The following is a 14,593-nucleotide window of genomic DNA, read 5'->3' as shown; positions in this document are numbered from 1 at the left end:
GGTTCACAGGCGGCGGGCCGCTCGGAAGCCGCGGGCGTAGAAGTCGGTGCCGTCCAGCAGGGAGTGTCCCGACAGGTCGCCCATGGTGGGGCCGTTCGCGGCGGAGCGGCTGGAGTAGAAGCGGTGCCGGCCCTGGTCGTCCAGGCCCAGGTACATACCGCAGTGGTCGATGAAGTTCGGCTGGTCCTTGATGATGGCGAAGAAGACCAGGTCACCGGGTTGCAGGGCGCTCAGCTCGGTCGGCTGACGGCCTTCGTCGGGGATCACCATCAGGCCGGGGCCGTAGGCGGCGATGGCGAAGGCGCGGCGCGGCAGGCCGGTGCCCTTGGTGTCGGTGTTGTGCAGCGGGATGCCCATGCGGTAGCCCCAGACGAGCCGCTGGAACCCGGAGCAGTCGACGTCGCCGTAGCGGGCCCGCTCGGGCTGGACACGGGTGCCGTCGGCGAAGGTCCAGGGGATGCCCAGGTAGTCGTAGAAGTCGGACTGCTCGTCGTGGTAGGCGAAGTCCAGCGGGTTGGCGACCCGTTGGTTGCGCGGGCCGAAGTGCGCGGTGCCCGCGTAGCGCACACCGGAGGAGTTGTGTTTGTCGGGTGCTCCGGCGCTGCTGTACTCGAACGCCACCGCGAACACGTCCGGCGCGGAGTCTCCGAGCGTCTTGGTGAACCAGGACGTGAACCAGGCGGACTTCTCCGCACCCTGCTGCCAGGTGTGCGGCAGCACCCGTACCCAGGCGTTGGTGGTCAGCGTGGCGGTGGTGGTGCGCGGCTCGCTGAAGGTACGGCTGGGTCCGGTCAGTACGGCGGTGCGGGCACCGTCGGTGAAGGTGGCCAGGGTGGCGCCGTCGGCGGTCCGGACCACGGTGCGGCCGGGGCCGGTCAGCCGCTCGAAGCTGTGGGGGCCGGATGCCTGGCCGCGCGGTCCCGTGGCACCGTCGTCGTCCGCGTGGGCGAGGCGGTCGTACCCGAAGCCGGCCACCGCGCCGGCGGCCGCCAGGCCCGCGATCGTCCCGAGTACGGCGCGGCGGGTCGGGCGGCCGCGGTTGCCGGTGGGTTCAGGGTGCATGGCGGGACCTCCTGGAGGGTGCGGGGTGACAGGGGCGGGCGGATCAGCCGACGGGCAGGGCGCCGAGCAGCAGTCCGGCGACCAGCACCACGTACGTGGCCAGCGTTATCGCCGTGGTCGAGATCAGCGTGGGGGCCAGCGGCTGGCGGACCATCTGGTAGGAGACCAGGCCGGGGACGATGAAGCCCAGGGTCTGCGACGTGTACAGCAGTGGGAACTCGTGGTTGAGGGCGAGCATCACGGTGGTCTGCATGAGTACGGCGCACAGCACCACGGCGGCGAACAGGCGCTTGCCGTAGAGGATCACCGTGCGCTGGAGCAGTTTCGTCATGAAGAAGGTGAGCGCCGCGACACCCACCATCAGCGCGGCCATCTGCACATCGGTGATGAGCGTGAGCGCGATCCAGCCGGGGGTGATCATGCCGCCTGGGGAGAGGTTGGTGGTGAGGTAGCAGACGAGCGAGAAGATCAGCCCGAGGGCGATCCCGAGCGCGGCGGTCTGTGCGGTGAGGTGAGCGGGGATCACTTACGGGTTCCTCGGCAACTGGTGGGATTCGTAGGGGTGGTGGGGCCCGGCCTCGGGCCACTCGGCATGGGGCTGGTCCTGCCGGTCGTACCCGTCATGCCGGTCATGCGGTTCCTGCCGGTGGTAGCCGCCGTGACCGTGGTGTCCGTCGTACCGGTCGCCGTGCCCGCCGTGGCCGTCGTGCCGGTCGTCGCGGCCGTCGTGCCGGTCGTCGTGGCCGTCGTGCCGGTCGAGCCGTTCGTGGCGGGCGGCAAGCCGGCGGGCCAGTTCCCGCTGGCCGGGGACGTGGAAGCCGTACGCCGGTGTCTCCAGCGGTGCCACCCAGCTGAAGGGCTCCGGGGCGGGCGGCGGGGACACCGCCATCCGCCGGGGTACCGCGATCTGGATGGTCTCCTGGTCGAGGCCGTCGCCCGTGGTGCCCGCCCCGTCGGCAGGCATGGCGGAGGGCTCCTCCTCGCTGTCGTCCAGCGGCAGTTCGGCCAGGCACTCGAGGAACAGCTCGCCTTGGCCATGGATGTTGCCGATCGCCACCAGCGAGGAGACCGGACCGAGCTGGGCGAGGATCTGCGCGGTCAGCTCCTCGGGGTCTCGGCGGTCGCCGCCGAGGTCCACCACCCGCCCGGCGAAACCGTCCGGGATGGTGTCGCGGGCGCTCTTGGTCGGATGGCCGATCAGGAAGACCGTCTCGGCGGCGAGGTCGGAGACGATCGCGCCCATCTGGCCGTTGCGTTCCACCCGGTCCGGGCGGCAGTTGATGACCACGTTCACCGGATGCTTGATCGCGCCCAGGTCCTGGAGCTGCTTGACGTTCATCAGCGTCGACTCGGGATCGTTCGCCGCGAAGACGTTGGCGAACCGCAGCCGCTTGCCGTCGGGGGTGACATAGCGTTCCACCGACAGCACGCCCGGGTCGGGCGGCGCGTCCCACATGCCCTGCAACGCGGTCTGCCGCTCCACCCCGCAGAGTTCGGCGACGGCGAGCGCGATCGCCACGTTCTCCTTGAAGGTGAACCAGCTGAAGCCGCGCAGTTCGTCGTCGCTCACCGACTCCGGGTCGACCGAGACCAGACGGCAGTTCCGCTTGTCGGCCTCTTCCCTGAGGATGTGCAGCCGGTCCTTCTCCGCGGTGACGCACACTCCCCCGACCGGCATGGAGCGGGACAGCGAGCGTGCCACGTCGTCCAGCGTCGGACCCATCTCCTCGAGGTGGTCCTCACGGACGTTGCACAGCACGCCGATGGTGGAGCGGATCAGCTTCTCCTGGTTGATCTCCTGAAGCGCGGGCATCACCGCCATGCACTCGATCACCAGTGCGTCCGGCCGGTAGGTCGCCGCCCGCCGCACGATGCCGATCTGCTCCACGATGTTGGACAGCCCGAACTTGCGGTACACCGGCTCCTCGGTGGCGTCCGGGTGGATGAACCGGGCCGCGGTGCCCGTGGTCTTGGCCACGGTCACCAGGTCGCCGCCGCGCAGCGCGCCCGCGCACAGCCGGGTGATGGAGGACTTGCCGCGGATGCCGTTGACCAGCACCCGCGTCGGTATCTGCTCCAGCGAGGCGAAGTGCCGTTTCTGCTCGAGGATCCCGGCGACCCACAGTGCGCCGCAGCACAGCAGGACGATGACATAGAGGAAGAGCACGCCGAATCGTCTTTCTACCGCTGGAGTGAGTTCTCGCGCCGCGGCCCGGAAAGGCCGGCGGTGGGTCCGGATCGGCCCGCCCGGCCGCGCTCCGCCAGGGCCTGACGGATCAGCTCCAGGCTGCGGGTGACCGAGCCGACCTCGTCGTGGTTGACGGGGTGGAGCACGGTGCGGCGGTCGCCGGCCGCGAGCTGTTCGATGAGCCGGGCGACCGCGCGCAGCGGCCGGATCACCACGACGTGCAGCCAGCCCAGGCAGGCGGTGCCCAGAGCGAGGGCGAGGATTCCCGCGAGCATGGTGCGCTGCTGGGCCTGTACGGCGGGCAGTCGCAGGGCCGCCGCGGGCTCCGCGGTGACCACCCGCCAGCCGAGACGAGCCGTCGGGCCGCTCTGTGAGAGCGGTGCGGCGGCGTCGACCGAGGGCCCGGAGGACGAGGCGAGCACCGCCGAGGTCGCGGCTCCCACCGTGCCCGGAGCGCTCTGCGCGGCGCGGGCGAGACGGGACAGGCCCGGCTCGGGCAACGTCTGGAAGGCGCGGTAGCCCACGCTGGCCGCCAGCACCTTGTCGTTCTCGTCGGTCACCCAGACGCTGCCCAGGTCCGGCCTGGCCAGCTCCGAGTTGAGGGTGTTGACGTCGATCTCGCCGAAGAGGACCACCCCGTCCGCCGGAGGCTTGCCCCGGACGGCCCGGACCTGCGCGTAGGCGGCGATGGCCGGTATCCGGCCGGAGGTGTTGACGGTGGTGACCCCGCCGCCCCGCGGCACGTGCACCAGGGTGCGCAGCGGGCTGTCGCCCACCCGCAGCGTGATGGCGCCGGCGCCATCCAGCAGATACAGCGAGCGGTACTGCTTGTGCTCGTCCAGGGTCTTGCGGAGCAGCTCGCTCTGCGCGCTCCGGGTCCGTCCCGCCAGCCGGGCGGCCACATCGCTCAGCGCGCTGTACGACTGGTCGAGCGACTGCCGCACCCGGTTCGCCGCGATCTCGGTGCGCACCTGCTGACCGGCGAGGACCGGGGCGGGAACGGCGGTCGCGGTGTCGGCACGGTTCAGCAGGAAGATCATCGGCACCGACCAGCAGGCCACCAGCAGCACACCGACCGCGGCCAGCGCCCGATAACCAGGGGCGCGGCGGGCCGGGAACTCCCGCGGGCCGCTGTCGCCGCGCAGTTGCCCGCGCAGCGACTCCAGCGCCCGTCCGATGCGCGCCAGTTCCCCGAAGCCGTGCACCGGGACCGGCCGGTCCAGCTCCGCCCACGCGGCCGGTCCATTCGCGGACGCGCTCCGGGCCAGACGGCCCGCGGACAGGTACAGCCGCAGCAGCGGCCGCTGGACGAGGAGGTACAGCCCCAGCCCGAGCAGGACGGCGAGGCCGGCGAGCGTCGCCGCGGCCTTGAGCGCGAAGCCCACGTAGTCGACGGCGGCTGCCTCGACGGGCACCGGGCGGGAGGTGAGCACCACCAGCCCGAGGTCGTCGGTGTGACCTGGCCCGGTCCCGGAGGCGACCTGCGCCCAGCCGCCCACGATGCGCCGGTCGCCGGTGGTGGCACCCAGCAGGCTGCCCGAGGCCCCGGTGGCCCGCGCCGACGCGCTCGCCGCTCGGGAGACCGGTGCGGACAGTCCGTCGTCGGGCGCCGCGGCGTCGTGGGCCGCGCTGCCGAGCGTGTCGCCCTTGGCGTCCAGGATCCGGGCCGTGCCGCCCTGGCCGTGTGCCGTGGCGGCGGGGAGCGCCTCACAGACCACCAGCAGCCACTGCCGCTCGGTGGTGTCCGCCTGGTTCTGGTCCTGGTTGGCGTCCTCCTGCTGCGCGGGCAGGGTCACCCTGGCGAAGTACAGCAGCCGCGCCTGGCCATCGGAGGTCACCAGCCGGGGCGGAACCGGCCCGTGTGCGGACGACAGCCTGGCCGCGTCCAGCCCGGCCAGCGGCACGGGCTTGCCGCCGAAGGCCAGCGGCTTACCGGTGCGCGCGTCGAGCAGCGCGCTGCCGAGGACGGCCTTCCGCGCGGAAGTGAGCTCCTTGAGCGCGCCGGCGGGCGTGGAGGTGGTACGGGTCGGGGTGTAAGCGTCGGCGCTGCGCCGTACGGTGTTCGCCTCGACGTCGATCGAGGTGCGCACCGACAGCGCGGTGTCCGCGGCGATCCGCTGTTCGGCCGTGAGCACGGCCGACGGCACCCGCTCGGCGTGTATCGCGCCGAGACCGGCCACGGTCAGGGCGGCGACGACGAGAAGCAGCAGGACGAGCGAGGCTATGGGTGGGCGTACCCCGCCGAGGAGCGGCATATCGGCGCGGCGGCGGATACGGTGTCGGCGTGGCGCCCGGAACTCGGTGGGCAGGGCAGGGCTTCCTCTCTGACGCCGAGCGCATGAGCGTTCGATGATGCGAACGAACACTCTAGTGCCAAGTGATGGCATGTCCATCACGGTTTTGCCCCCGTCTGCACAAGTGGGGGTGATCCGGCCGAACGCCGGGAGTGACCGGATACCGACGGTGGCCGCCGACCACGCGGGGTGTCGGCCAGGGCCCGGCGGCGGGAGCGGAAGGCGTCGGCAAGGGCCCGGCGGCGGGAGCGGAAGAGGAGGGGCGGACCCGAGCGGCGCGGTCAGCCTCTCCTCGTATCATCCGGTCGCGGCCCAGGGTCGCCCGGTGGTCAGTGGACGAACGAGATCTCCGGGTACTTCTTGCTCGGGCCGTTCAGCAGAGACTGGGACTTGTGCCGCAGTTCCTGGTCGAAGAAGGCCGCGAGATATGTACTTTGTACCGTGAACGCACGTTTCGGGTCGATGGTGCCGTACTGCTGTTCCAGCTGGGACTGGGAGAGCCCGAGCAGGGCCGCCTCCTGCCGTACCATCCACTCGTTGTCGCTGAACGACAGGTGCGCCGCGCCATGGAGTTGGATGTCCAGCCGGTAGCCCTTGAGGTGCGACCAGAGCGTGCGCCAGGAACTGTCGTTGCTGCGGTTGTGGGTGCCGGAGCTGAAGAGCAGGAACGGGCGGTCCAGGTTCTTGCTCGGGGCCGAGCCGAAGAACTGCCCGTCCAGGTTGGCACCCGCCGCGATCCGGTGGTCGAGCTGCATGGCGGTGTCGACCGCCGCGCCGCCCAGCGACCAGCCGAACATGCCGATGTGGGACATGTCGACGGCCTTCGTCAGCCCGGTGGGCAGCGTGGCGTGGCCGGCGTCCGGGTTGCCGCCCTTGCTGAGCACGCCGAGCTGGTCGATGACGTACTTGATGTCGGCCGCGCGCACGTTGAGGGTGTCGGAGGAATGCGCGCCCGACGGCATCGTGTTGACCTCGACCCGGTTGCCCGGGAACTGCACCTCGTTGGCGTCGTGGGTGTGGTCGACGGTGACGACGAGGTAGCCGCGGCTGGCGAGGTCCTGGACGAGCGCGGTGCCCTGCGCCCGGTCGGAGTGCAGCCCGGTCGAGTACAGCAGCACGGGCAGCTTGCCGAGCTTGGTGTCGACCGGCGCGAGGACGTGCCCGGCGGTCGTCGGCAGCGTCACCTGCTGCGGCGACAGGCCGCGCGAGGCGAGGAAGTGGGCGCCCGAGAGCGACGACATCCACGGTGCCTGGTAGTGCCCTGACGGCGCGGAGGTCGGGTAGAAGAGCGAGATCATCAGCTCGCGGGGCTTCTTGCCGGGCACGTACGGGTCGGTGCGGGACTTGTCGACCAGGTGCAGCCCGACCATGCCCACGCTGTGGCTTCCGGTCGGCGCGGGAATACTGAGCTTGAGCCCGGACGCCCGTACCGAGTCGCGCGGTGTGGCCGACGGCTTGAGGGCCTTGTGCTGTATCGGCGGCTCGTCGTTCTCGGGCGCCCAGGGCGCCTTCCCGTCGGGTGCGGCCGTTCCGACCGCGTCCTTGCCGTGCGTCGTCCCGGCGGCCATCGCCGGCGATATCCCGGCGCCCAGTACGACGGCGAGCGCGCTCGCCGTACCGACCGCGCCGGCGATCACTCTGCGACGGCGGCGTGGGTGACGGTGTTTCATGGAACCCCCTTGTGGCTCAGCGATCGCTGAACAAGCGATCGACTGCCGCACACCGTATCGCCGTTTGCTGTACACAGAACCGGCGCACCCTCCTTGCTCACAAGCACAACGACCAGAGTGTCCGGGACAAGGTCGACTCGATCAGACTCGGCAAGGACGGCGACGGTGGGTCCCGTCTCGCGGGCGGCCTTGGCCACGGGCGGCGGACCAGGCCCGATTCCCTGCGGGGCGCCGCATCGGACCCGCGCCGCAACGCCCTCCCGCTGACCAAGAAGAGGTGCGAAAACGATCCTGTCGACGTCGCCACGGGCGAGATGACGCTGAGCGACACGGACGTGGCCCTGGCCGACGCGATTCCGCTCGTTCTGCGGCGGACACATCGGTCGGACTACCGCTATGGGCACTGGTTCGGACGCAGTTGGGCATCCACTCTGGACGAGCGCATTGAGCTGACCGGCTCCGGTGCCACCTGACGTCTGGGGGTCGCCACGACGCCACGACCACGTATCGCATCACCGCCCCCGCGTCCGGCCTCACGCGCCTGTTCACTGGTGACCCTGGCGGACGACCGCGTGGGTGAGCTGTCCCTGCGTACTCCGTCAGGTCCGCAGACCGTGCGGCGCTGCGGCTACGACCCGCACGGCAACCTCGACACGGTGGTCAACACCTCCGCTCTGCCGCTCCGGTTCACTTATGACGAAGAGGCCCGCATCACGTCGTGGACCGATCGCAACGGCTGCGCCTTCCGTTACACATACGACGAGCAGGGCCGGGTCGTGCAAACGGCGGGCCCCGACGGCTTCCTGTCGTCCGCCTTCACCTGCACCCGGCATCAGGACACCGGCGACAGGATCACACCACACGCTTCGTCTTCGATGCCCGCGACCGGCTTGACGCACTGGGTAATCGGGTTCGGTAACAGAGTCAGATTGCCACGCGTCGTACTCGTAGCGACGCGTACGACCGCCGCGCTCGGTGACGGCCACGGGCAGGCCGAATGCGTTGAAAGTCGCAGTGGTCCGGACGCCGCGGCTCCCGCACCGAGTACGAAATCGACGCATACGGTCATGTGTCGGCCCTGCGCGCCGCTGGGCTCATGGAGAAGGCGAGCGAGGACGCGGCAGGCGATCGGAGTCGCGGCGCCGTCCGCTCGTCGGGTGAGGCGAGCGTCATGCGCGGCGCGCCTTGGGAGCGGGAGCCAAGGTGCTGCCGGCCAAGGCGGATTTGCCGTAAGGCGGCGGGCAGGCTCACGCGGTGCGGGCTGCGCGGCGTCGGGGTGCCGGTGGGCAGGGCGTATGGCCAGGTCGGCGCCGCCGGCGCGCCTCGGAGGAGGGCTGCGACACTCTGACCGTGCCGGTGATCGCCCTGAGTGCGGGCGCGACGCCATGGACGATCTACCGCCGCCGGGGGGATCTCCAGGAGTCGTTGTCGGACGCGGCGGTCGAACGGCTCCGGCCCGAAGCCGCACCCTGGGGCCCGGAGACCCGGACGGCGGCAACGCCGGGCAGTGCCTGCCTCGGCCCACCGGCGAACGGGTCCTTTTCGAGGAGGAGACCGCTCCCGCTGTTGATGGTGATCCACACCGGGCCCGTCATCGTGTTGCCTGCATCCGCGATGCCTGGGTCGCCGGCCTTCGTCCGCGACGCGTTCACCGGGAGGGCTACGGCGCCGACCGTGCACCACGTTGGGGCGCGCGTGGAGATCCGCGCCGGACCACACCAAGTCGTGTCCCTGGTGACCGGGAGGCGGTGCGGGAGTTGGGCCTGGCGGTCGGCGTTACCGTCGGGGCGCGGATGAAGTCGACGGGCGTGCACGGCGAGCGGTCGTAGCGGTGGAGGCGCCGTTCGGATGCACGGCTGTCGTGGCCGGTGGGCAGGCCGGGTCCGTGCGGCACAGCAGCGCCGCGCACAGGTCGAGTCGGTCCCTGAGCCGGGAAAGGACACGGCCCGTCAGATGCTCTATGCGCTGGATGCGGTAGTGCACGGTGTTGACGTGCACGTGCAGTGCTTCGGCCGTGCGTGCCCAGGAGCCGTCGTAGGCGAGGAAGACCTCCAGGGTGGTCAGCAGCACGGCGGCGGAGGCGTTCGCCGGGTCGAGCAGCGGCCCGAGGAGGGTGCTGCTGAACGCGGTGCGGACCTCGGCCGGTACGCCGGTGAGCAGTGTGCCCAGCGTGGTCAGGGTGGTGGCATCGGTCAGGGCCGAGGCCCCCGGTGCGGTGGTCCGGGCGGAGGTGAGGGCGTAGCGGGCCTGGGCCAGGGAGCCGGGCAGCCCGGTCGCCGCGTCCGCCGCGTCCGCCGGTGAGGAGAGCCCGCCGTGCAGGAGGATGTCCGGCGCGCAGGCGGCCACCAACCGCCACGTCTCCCCCAGCCCGCGGGCGGCGTCTTCGGGCAGCACCGCGAAGGCGGTCCCGTCGGGCAGGCGCCCCACGACGGCGAATGCCGGGTTCGTGAGCGCGATCGCCTCGGACAGAGCGCCCTCCGCGAGGCCCTCCTGGCGGGTGCTGGTGGCGGCTGCGACCACGCGGTACGGGCCCTCGGCCGGCAGACCGCAGGCACGTGCCGCGGCATCGACGTCGCCGGTTCGGTGCCCGCTGATCAGGTCCCCGGCTTCGTCCGCCGCCTGACGCTGAGCGGCCCGCTGCCGGGACAGCGCTGCGCGGCAGCGGCCCAGGACGCGGGCGATCTCGTGCAGGAGGCGTGGGGGTGCTCCGGCCGCATCCGGCAGATACAGCAACCAGAGGTCGTACGGGGTGGCATCGGCAGTCTCCACGGCGACCGTCACGCCGGTATCGCCTCCCAGCAGGGCAGCGGCCTCCCGCGCCGGGAGCGGCCGCGCGCCCGGCGTGGCCGCGACGGTCCGGCCGGTCGCGGTCAGGACATAGGCGGCAATCCCGTCGAGGTGCGCGAAGGCGGCGCCGAGTACCCGGGCCGGGGCGGCGTCCTGCGCGACCAGTTGGTCCAGCCGGACCCGCACGTGCTCGGGCAGGGCCTGACCGCGGCTCAGCTCTCCCCACTGCCGCAGGTACACGGTGTCGGTGATCGCGCGGAACATCACGTGGGCCGGTACGCCCGCGACCGGTACTCCGTGCCGCCTGCACGCCTCGACCAAGTCCTCGGGCACCGTGCCGTGCGTCTCCTCGCCGGCGAGCAGGGCGACGGCGCCCGCGTCCCTCAGCCCGGAGACGAACCGTTCCGCCTTCTCCCTCCCCCGGTCCGCGCTCCACCAGACGAGCCCGCTGAGCACCACCTCGTCGGCCCGGACGAAACGGGCCGGGTCCTCCAGGTCGGTGACGGTGACCCCGCTGATCTCCCGGCGCAGCAGCGCGCCCTCGGCCCAGAGCAGGCGCAGGCCGAGGGACTCGTCCTGAAAGAGGTGTTCGACGTGCATGTGATCCGGCTCCTCGTACGGCTGCCGAATGGCGGTGCCCGACACCCGGCATCTCGCATTCACCAGGTGAAAGCGAGTCTCCGCATGGTAAATGCCAGCGCAGACGGGCGGTATACCTTTTGGTTGATTCACCAAGTACCGAGCGGGAGAAGCCGTCTTTTCCGTGCTGTGAACCAGTCGTTCTGGCCGGTTCCGGTTGCTTCACTGGTCGCTCATGGACCTGAACACGGTGGTGGAGATACGGGACGCACGGCACCCGGCGCCTTGGCGGCCGGGCGACGCCTGGCTCGGCGGCGGCACATACCTGTTCTCGGAACCGCAGCCGCACCTGCGCCGCCTGATCGACCTGAGCCGCACCGGCTGGACGCCCGTCCAGCAGCATCGGGACGGCTCCGTGGAGGTCGCCGCGACGTGCACGATCGCCGAGCTGTCCCGTTTCGGCAAGCGTCTCCTCGCCGAGTCGGCGCCGCTGTTCGAGCAGTGCTGCCGGGCCTTCCTCGCCTCGTTCAAGATCTGGAACATGGCGACCGTCGGCGGGAATCTGTGCAACGGGCTGCCGGCGGGCCCGATGATCTCGCTCACGGCTGCTCTGGACGGGGAGTGCCTGCTGCTCGGCCAGAGCGGCGTCCGGCGCAGGGTCCGGGTCGTCGACTTCGTCACCGGGGCGGGCCGCAAGGTCCTGGCGGAGGGCGAACTGCTGCGCTCGGTCACGCTTTCCGCCCGTGCGCTGGCCTGCCGTACGGCGTTCCGGCAGGCGTCGCTGTACGGACTGGGGCGCTCCGGGGTGCTTGTCATCGGCACCCTCGACCCACAGGACGGCTCCCTCGCCGTCACGGTCACCGCCGCCACGGTCCGGCCGGTCCGGCTCTGGTTCCCCCTGCCGCCGACGGCCGGCGCGCTGCGGGCGGCGATCGAGGGCGCGGTCGCGGACGACGAGTGGTTCGACGACATCCACGGGCTGCCCGAGTGGCGGCGGCACATGACGTTCCGGTACGCGGAGGAGATCCGCCGGGAACTGGGAGAGGCGGCACGATGAAGGTCGACGTCAACGGGCGGACCCACGAGGAGGAGCCCCGGCCGGGCCAGTGTCTGCGCACCTATCTGCGCGCACGCGGCTGGTTCGGCGTGAAGAAGGGGTGCGACCAGGGAGACTGCGGCGCCTGCACGGTCCACGTGGACGGCCGTCCGGTGCACAGCTGCCTGTATCCGGCGTTCCGCGCCGACGGCCGCACCGTCACCACCGTCGAGGGCCTTGCCGCCCCGAACGGCGAACTCCATCCCGTGCAGCAGAAGTTCCTCGACGCGCAGGGCTTCCAGTGCGGCTTCTGCACGGCCGGGTTCCTGATGACCACGGCCGCCCTCGACAAGGAACAACTTTCCGACCTGCCGCGGGCGTTCAAGGGCAACCTGTGCCGCTGCACGGGCTACCGGGCCATCGAGGACGCCGTACGGGGGGTGAAGAACGTCGAGGAGCCGGCGCCCGGCGAGTCCGTCGGCCGCAGCCTGCCCGCCCCGGCCGGGCCCCAGGTCGTCACCGGCACCGCCCGCTACACCTTCGACATCGACGTGCCCGGCCTGCTGCACATGAAGCTGCTGCGCTCCCCGCACGCCCACGCCAGCATCGTCGCGATCGACATCTCCGCCGCCCTGCGCGTCCCCGGCGTACAAGCCGTGTTCACCCATCGCGACGCGCCGGAGCGGCACTTCTCCACGGCCCGCCACGAGCACCCCGAGGAGGACCCGGACGACACCCGCGTCCTGGACGACACCGTCCGCTACATCGGCCAGCGCGTCGCGGCCGTCGTGGCCGACAGCGAAGCGGCCGCGGAGGAGGGCTGCCGGCGCATCGAGGTGACGTACGACGTGCTGCCGGCCGTCCTCGATCCGGAGGAGGCCATGCGGCCGGGCGCGCCGATCGTGCACGACAAGGACGCGGAGAGGCACCGGATCTCCCGTCCCCCCGACAACGTGGTCGGCGAGGCGCACGGGGAGATCGGCGACGTCGCGGCCGGTTTCGCCGAGGCGGACGTCGTCTACGAGGACACCTTCCGCACCCAGCGCGCCCAGCACGCCAGCCTGGAGACGCACGGGGCCGTCGCCTGGTTCGACGAGGACGGCCGTCTCACCGTGCGCACCAGCTCGCAGACCCCCTTCCTGACCCGCCGTGCGCTGTGCGCGCTGTACGACCTGCCCGCGGAGCGGGTCCGCGTGGTCGCGGGACGGGTCGGGGGCGGGTTCGGCGGCAAGCAGGAGATGCTCGTCGAGGACATCGTCGCCCTGGCGGTGCTGAAGCTGCGGCGCCCGGTGAAGCTGGAGTACACCCGCGCCGAGCAGTTCTACGGCGCCACCACCCGGCACCCCTTCCTCATCCACGTCAAAGCGGGCGCCCGCCGTGACGGCACCCTCACCGCCTTGCAGCTGCGGGTGGTGGCGAACACCGGTGCGTACGGCAATCACGGGCCGGCGGTGATGTTCCACAGCGTCGGCGAGTCCATGGCGGTCTACCGCGCCGCGCACAAGAAGGTCGACGCCTACTCGGTGTACACCCACACCGTTCCGGCCGGCACCTTCCGCGGCTACGGCCTCGGCCAGGTGAGCTTCGCCGTCGAGTCCGCGTTCGACGAGCTCGCCCGCCGACTGCGCCTGGACCCGCTGGAGTTCAAGGCCCGTAACGTCATCGGTGCCGACGAGCCGATGGTCACCCCCGGCGGGCACGAGGAGGATCTGCACATCGCCAGCTACGGCCTCGACCAGTGCCTCGGCATCGTGCGCCGGGCGCAGGCCCACAAGGACGCCGGCGAAGGCGCGCCGGAGGGCTGGCTGGTCGGCGAGGGCGCGGCTCTGGCGATGATCGCGACCGGTCCGCCCGGCGGGCACATCGCCGACGCCAAGGCCGCCCTGCTGCCCGACGGCACCTACGATCTCGCCGTCGGCACGGCCGAGTTCGGCAACGGTACGACGACCGTGCACAAGCAGATCGCGGCCGGGGAACTCGGCACCACGGTCGACCGGATCGCCATCCGCCAGTCCGACACGGATGTCGTACGGCATGACACCGGCGCCTTCGCCTCCACGGGGACCGTCGTCGCGGGCAAGGCGACGCTGCGCGCCGCACGCGCCCTCGCCGACATGCTCCTCGACTTCGCCGCCGCCCACCTGCGCGTGCCGCGCGCCGACTGCCGGCTCGCCGAGGAAGCCGTCCTGCACCCCGGCGGGCGCCTGCTGCTGAAGGAGCTGTACGGCGCCGCCCGCGCGGTCGGTGTCGAGTTCTGTGCCGACGGGCGGTTCGGCGGCACTCCGCGCTCGGTCGCCTTCAACGCCCAGTGGCTCAAGGTGGCCGTCGACCCGACCACGGGTGAGATCCGCATCCTGCGCAGCGTGCACGCCGCCGACGCGGGCAAGGTCATGAACCCGATGCAGTGCCGCGGTCAGGTGGAGGGCGGCGTCGCGCAGGCCCTCGGTGCCACGCTCTTCGAGAACGTCCGCATCGACGGGCGGGGCGAGGTCGAGACGGCCGCTTTCCGCCGCTATCGGTTGCCCCAGTACGCCGATATCCCGCGTACCGAGGTCCACTTCATGGAGACCGCGGACGCCATCGGTCCCCTGGGCGCGAAGTCGATGAGCGAGAGCCCCTTCAACCCGGTCGCCCCCGCCTTCGCCAACGCCCTGCGCGACGCGACGGGCATCCGCTTCACCGAGCTGCCCCTGACCCGTGATCGCGTGTGGCTGGCGCTGCACGAGGCGGGTGTGACGGAACGTTGAAGACTTCTCGGAGCCCTTCAGGGGCGGGACGGCACTGCCCGCACCGATGCGGCAGCGGAATCCGCCGGCCGGATGCGGCATGACTGCGGTACGTGCGTCACCTGAGGACCGGTCCGTGGCGTCCCCGGCGCGTGAGACGCGCGTCCGCGGGTAACCGGCGATGTCATGAACGCGTTGACGAAACGGCCGCAGAAGTCGTCGTACGGACGCGACGGCGAACCGCCGTCCAC

Annotated in this window: 9 protein-coding genes and 1 pseudogene; 4 read left to right on the top strand and 6 right to left on the bottom strand. The window is 71.5% G+C overall.

The features are described from left to right. Window positions 1-3: 3 nt before the first annotated feature. From AC069R_RS05425 to AC069R_RS05405, 5 genes are all read right to left on the bottom strand, one after another. On the bottom strand, window positions 4-1,062 hold the full coding sequence (locus AC069R_RS05425) for an NlpC/P60 family protein (protein WP_478764724.1): 1,059 nt from the start codon (window positions 1,060-1,062) through the stop codon (window positions 4-6). A 43-nt stretch (window positions 1,063-1,105) separates the two neighbouring features. Further along, on the bottom strand, window positions 1,106-1,588 hold the full coding sequence (locus tag AC069R_RS05420; RefSeq protein WP_478764723.1) for a poly-gamma-glutamate biosynthesis protein PgsC/CapC: 483 nt from the start codon (window positions 1,586-1,588) through the stop codon (window positions 1,106-1,108). After that, window positions 1,589-3,229: a poly-gamma-glutamate synthase PgsB gene (pgsB, locus tag AC069R_RS05415; protein ID WP_478764721.1), complete on the bottom strand. Its 1,641-nt coding sequence runs from the start codon at window positions 3,227-3,229 to the stop codon at window positions 1,589-1,591. Between the two features lie 14 nt (window positions 3,230-3,243). Further along, window positions 3,244-5,505 (bottom strand): HAMP domain-containing protein, encoded by a 2,262-nt coding sequence (locus AC069R_RS05410; protein WP_478764719.1) that lies wholly within the window; start codon window positions 5,503-5,505, stop codon window positions 3,244-3,246. Window positions 5,506-5,873: 368 nt separating this feature from the next. Beyond that, window positions 5,874-7,214, bottom strand: coding sequence for an alpha/beta hydrolase family protein (locus tag AC069R_RS05405; protein WP_478764717.1), 1,341 nt, complete (start codon window positions 7,212-7,214; stop codon window positions 5,874-5,876). Window positions 7,215-7,225: 11 nt separating this feature from the next. Here AC069R_RS05405 and AC069R_RS05400 point away from each other — a divergent pair, with 11 nt between their 5' ends. Next, complete coding sequence (locus tag AC069R_RS05400; RefSeq protein ID WP_478764715.1) at window positions 7,226-7,687, top strand: DUF6531 domain-containing protein; 462 nt, start codon at window positions 7,226-7,228, stop codon at window positions 7,685-7,687. Between the two features lie 781 nt (window positions 7,688-8,468). After that, window positions 8,469-8,684: pseudogene (locus AC069R_RS05395) on the top strand (hypothetical protein); the annotation flags it as partial. A 306-nt stretch (window positions 8,685-8,990) separates the two neighbouring features. On the opposite strand, the gene AC069R_RS05390 reads toward AC069R_RS05395, so the two are convergent. Then, window positions 8,991-10,601, bottom strand: coding sequence for a PucR family transcriptional regulator (locus AC069R_RS05390; protein ID WP_478764713.1), 1,611 nt, complete (start codon window positions 10,599-10,601; stop codon window positions 8,991-8,993). Window positions 10,602-10,815: 214 nt separating this feature from the next. Here AC069R_RS05390 and AC069R_RS05385 point away from each other — a divergent pair, with 214 nt between their 5' ends. Both AC069R_RS05385 and AC069R_RS05380 read left to right on the top strand, forming a co-directional pair. Then, window positions 10,816-11,637 (top strand): FAD binding domain-containing protein, encoded by an 822-nt coding sequence (locus AC069R_RS05385; RefSeq protein WP_478764712.1) that lies wholly within the window; start codon window positions 10,816-10,818, stop codon window positions 11,635-11,637. Further along, a complete protein-coding gene (locus tag AC069R_RS05380; protein ID WP_478764710.1) occupies window positions 11,634-14,363 on the top strand; it encodes a molybdopterin-dependent oxidoreductase in 2,730 nt (909 codons plus the stop codon). The genes AC069R_RS05385 and AC069R_RS05380 overlap by 4 nt, the downstream gene beginning before the upstream one ends. The last annotated feature ends 230 nt before the right edge of the window (window positions 14,364-14,593 follow it).

The organism is Streptomyces sp. NPDC043952 (assembly GCF_056435325.1).
This window is presented reverse-complemented; position numbering and strand designations above follow the sequence as displayed.

Excerpts from the sequence above, each read along its gene's own strand:
- AC069R_RS05425 (WP_478764724.1), bottom strand. The coding sequence starts at position 1,062 with ATGCACCCTGAACCCACCGGCAACCGCGGCCGCCCGACCCGCCGCGCC.
- AC069R_RS05410 (WP_478764719.1), bottom strand. The coding sequence starts at position 5,505 with ATGCCGCTCCTCGGCGGGGTACGCCCACCCATAGCCTCGCTCGTCCTG.
- AC069R_RS05405 (WP_478764717.1), bottom strand. The coding sequence starts at position 7,214 with ATGAAACACCGTCACCCACGCCGCCGTCGCAGAGTGATCGCCGGCGCG.
- AC069R_RS05390 (WP_478764713.1), bottom strand. The coding sequence starts at position 10,601 with ATGCACGTCGAACACCTCTTTCAGGACGAGTCCCTCGGCCTGCGCCTG.
- AC069R_RS05385 (WP_478764712.1), top strand. The coding sequence starts at position 10,816 with ATGGACCTGAACACGGTGGTGGAGATACGGGACGCACGGCACCCGGCG.
- AC069R_RS05380 (WP_478764710.1), top strand. The coding sequence starts at position 11,634 with ATGAAGGTCGACGTCAACGGGCGGACCCACGAGGAGGAGCCCCGGCCG.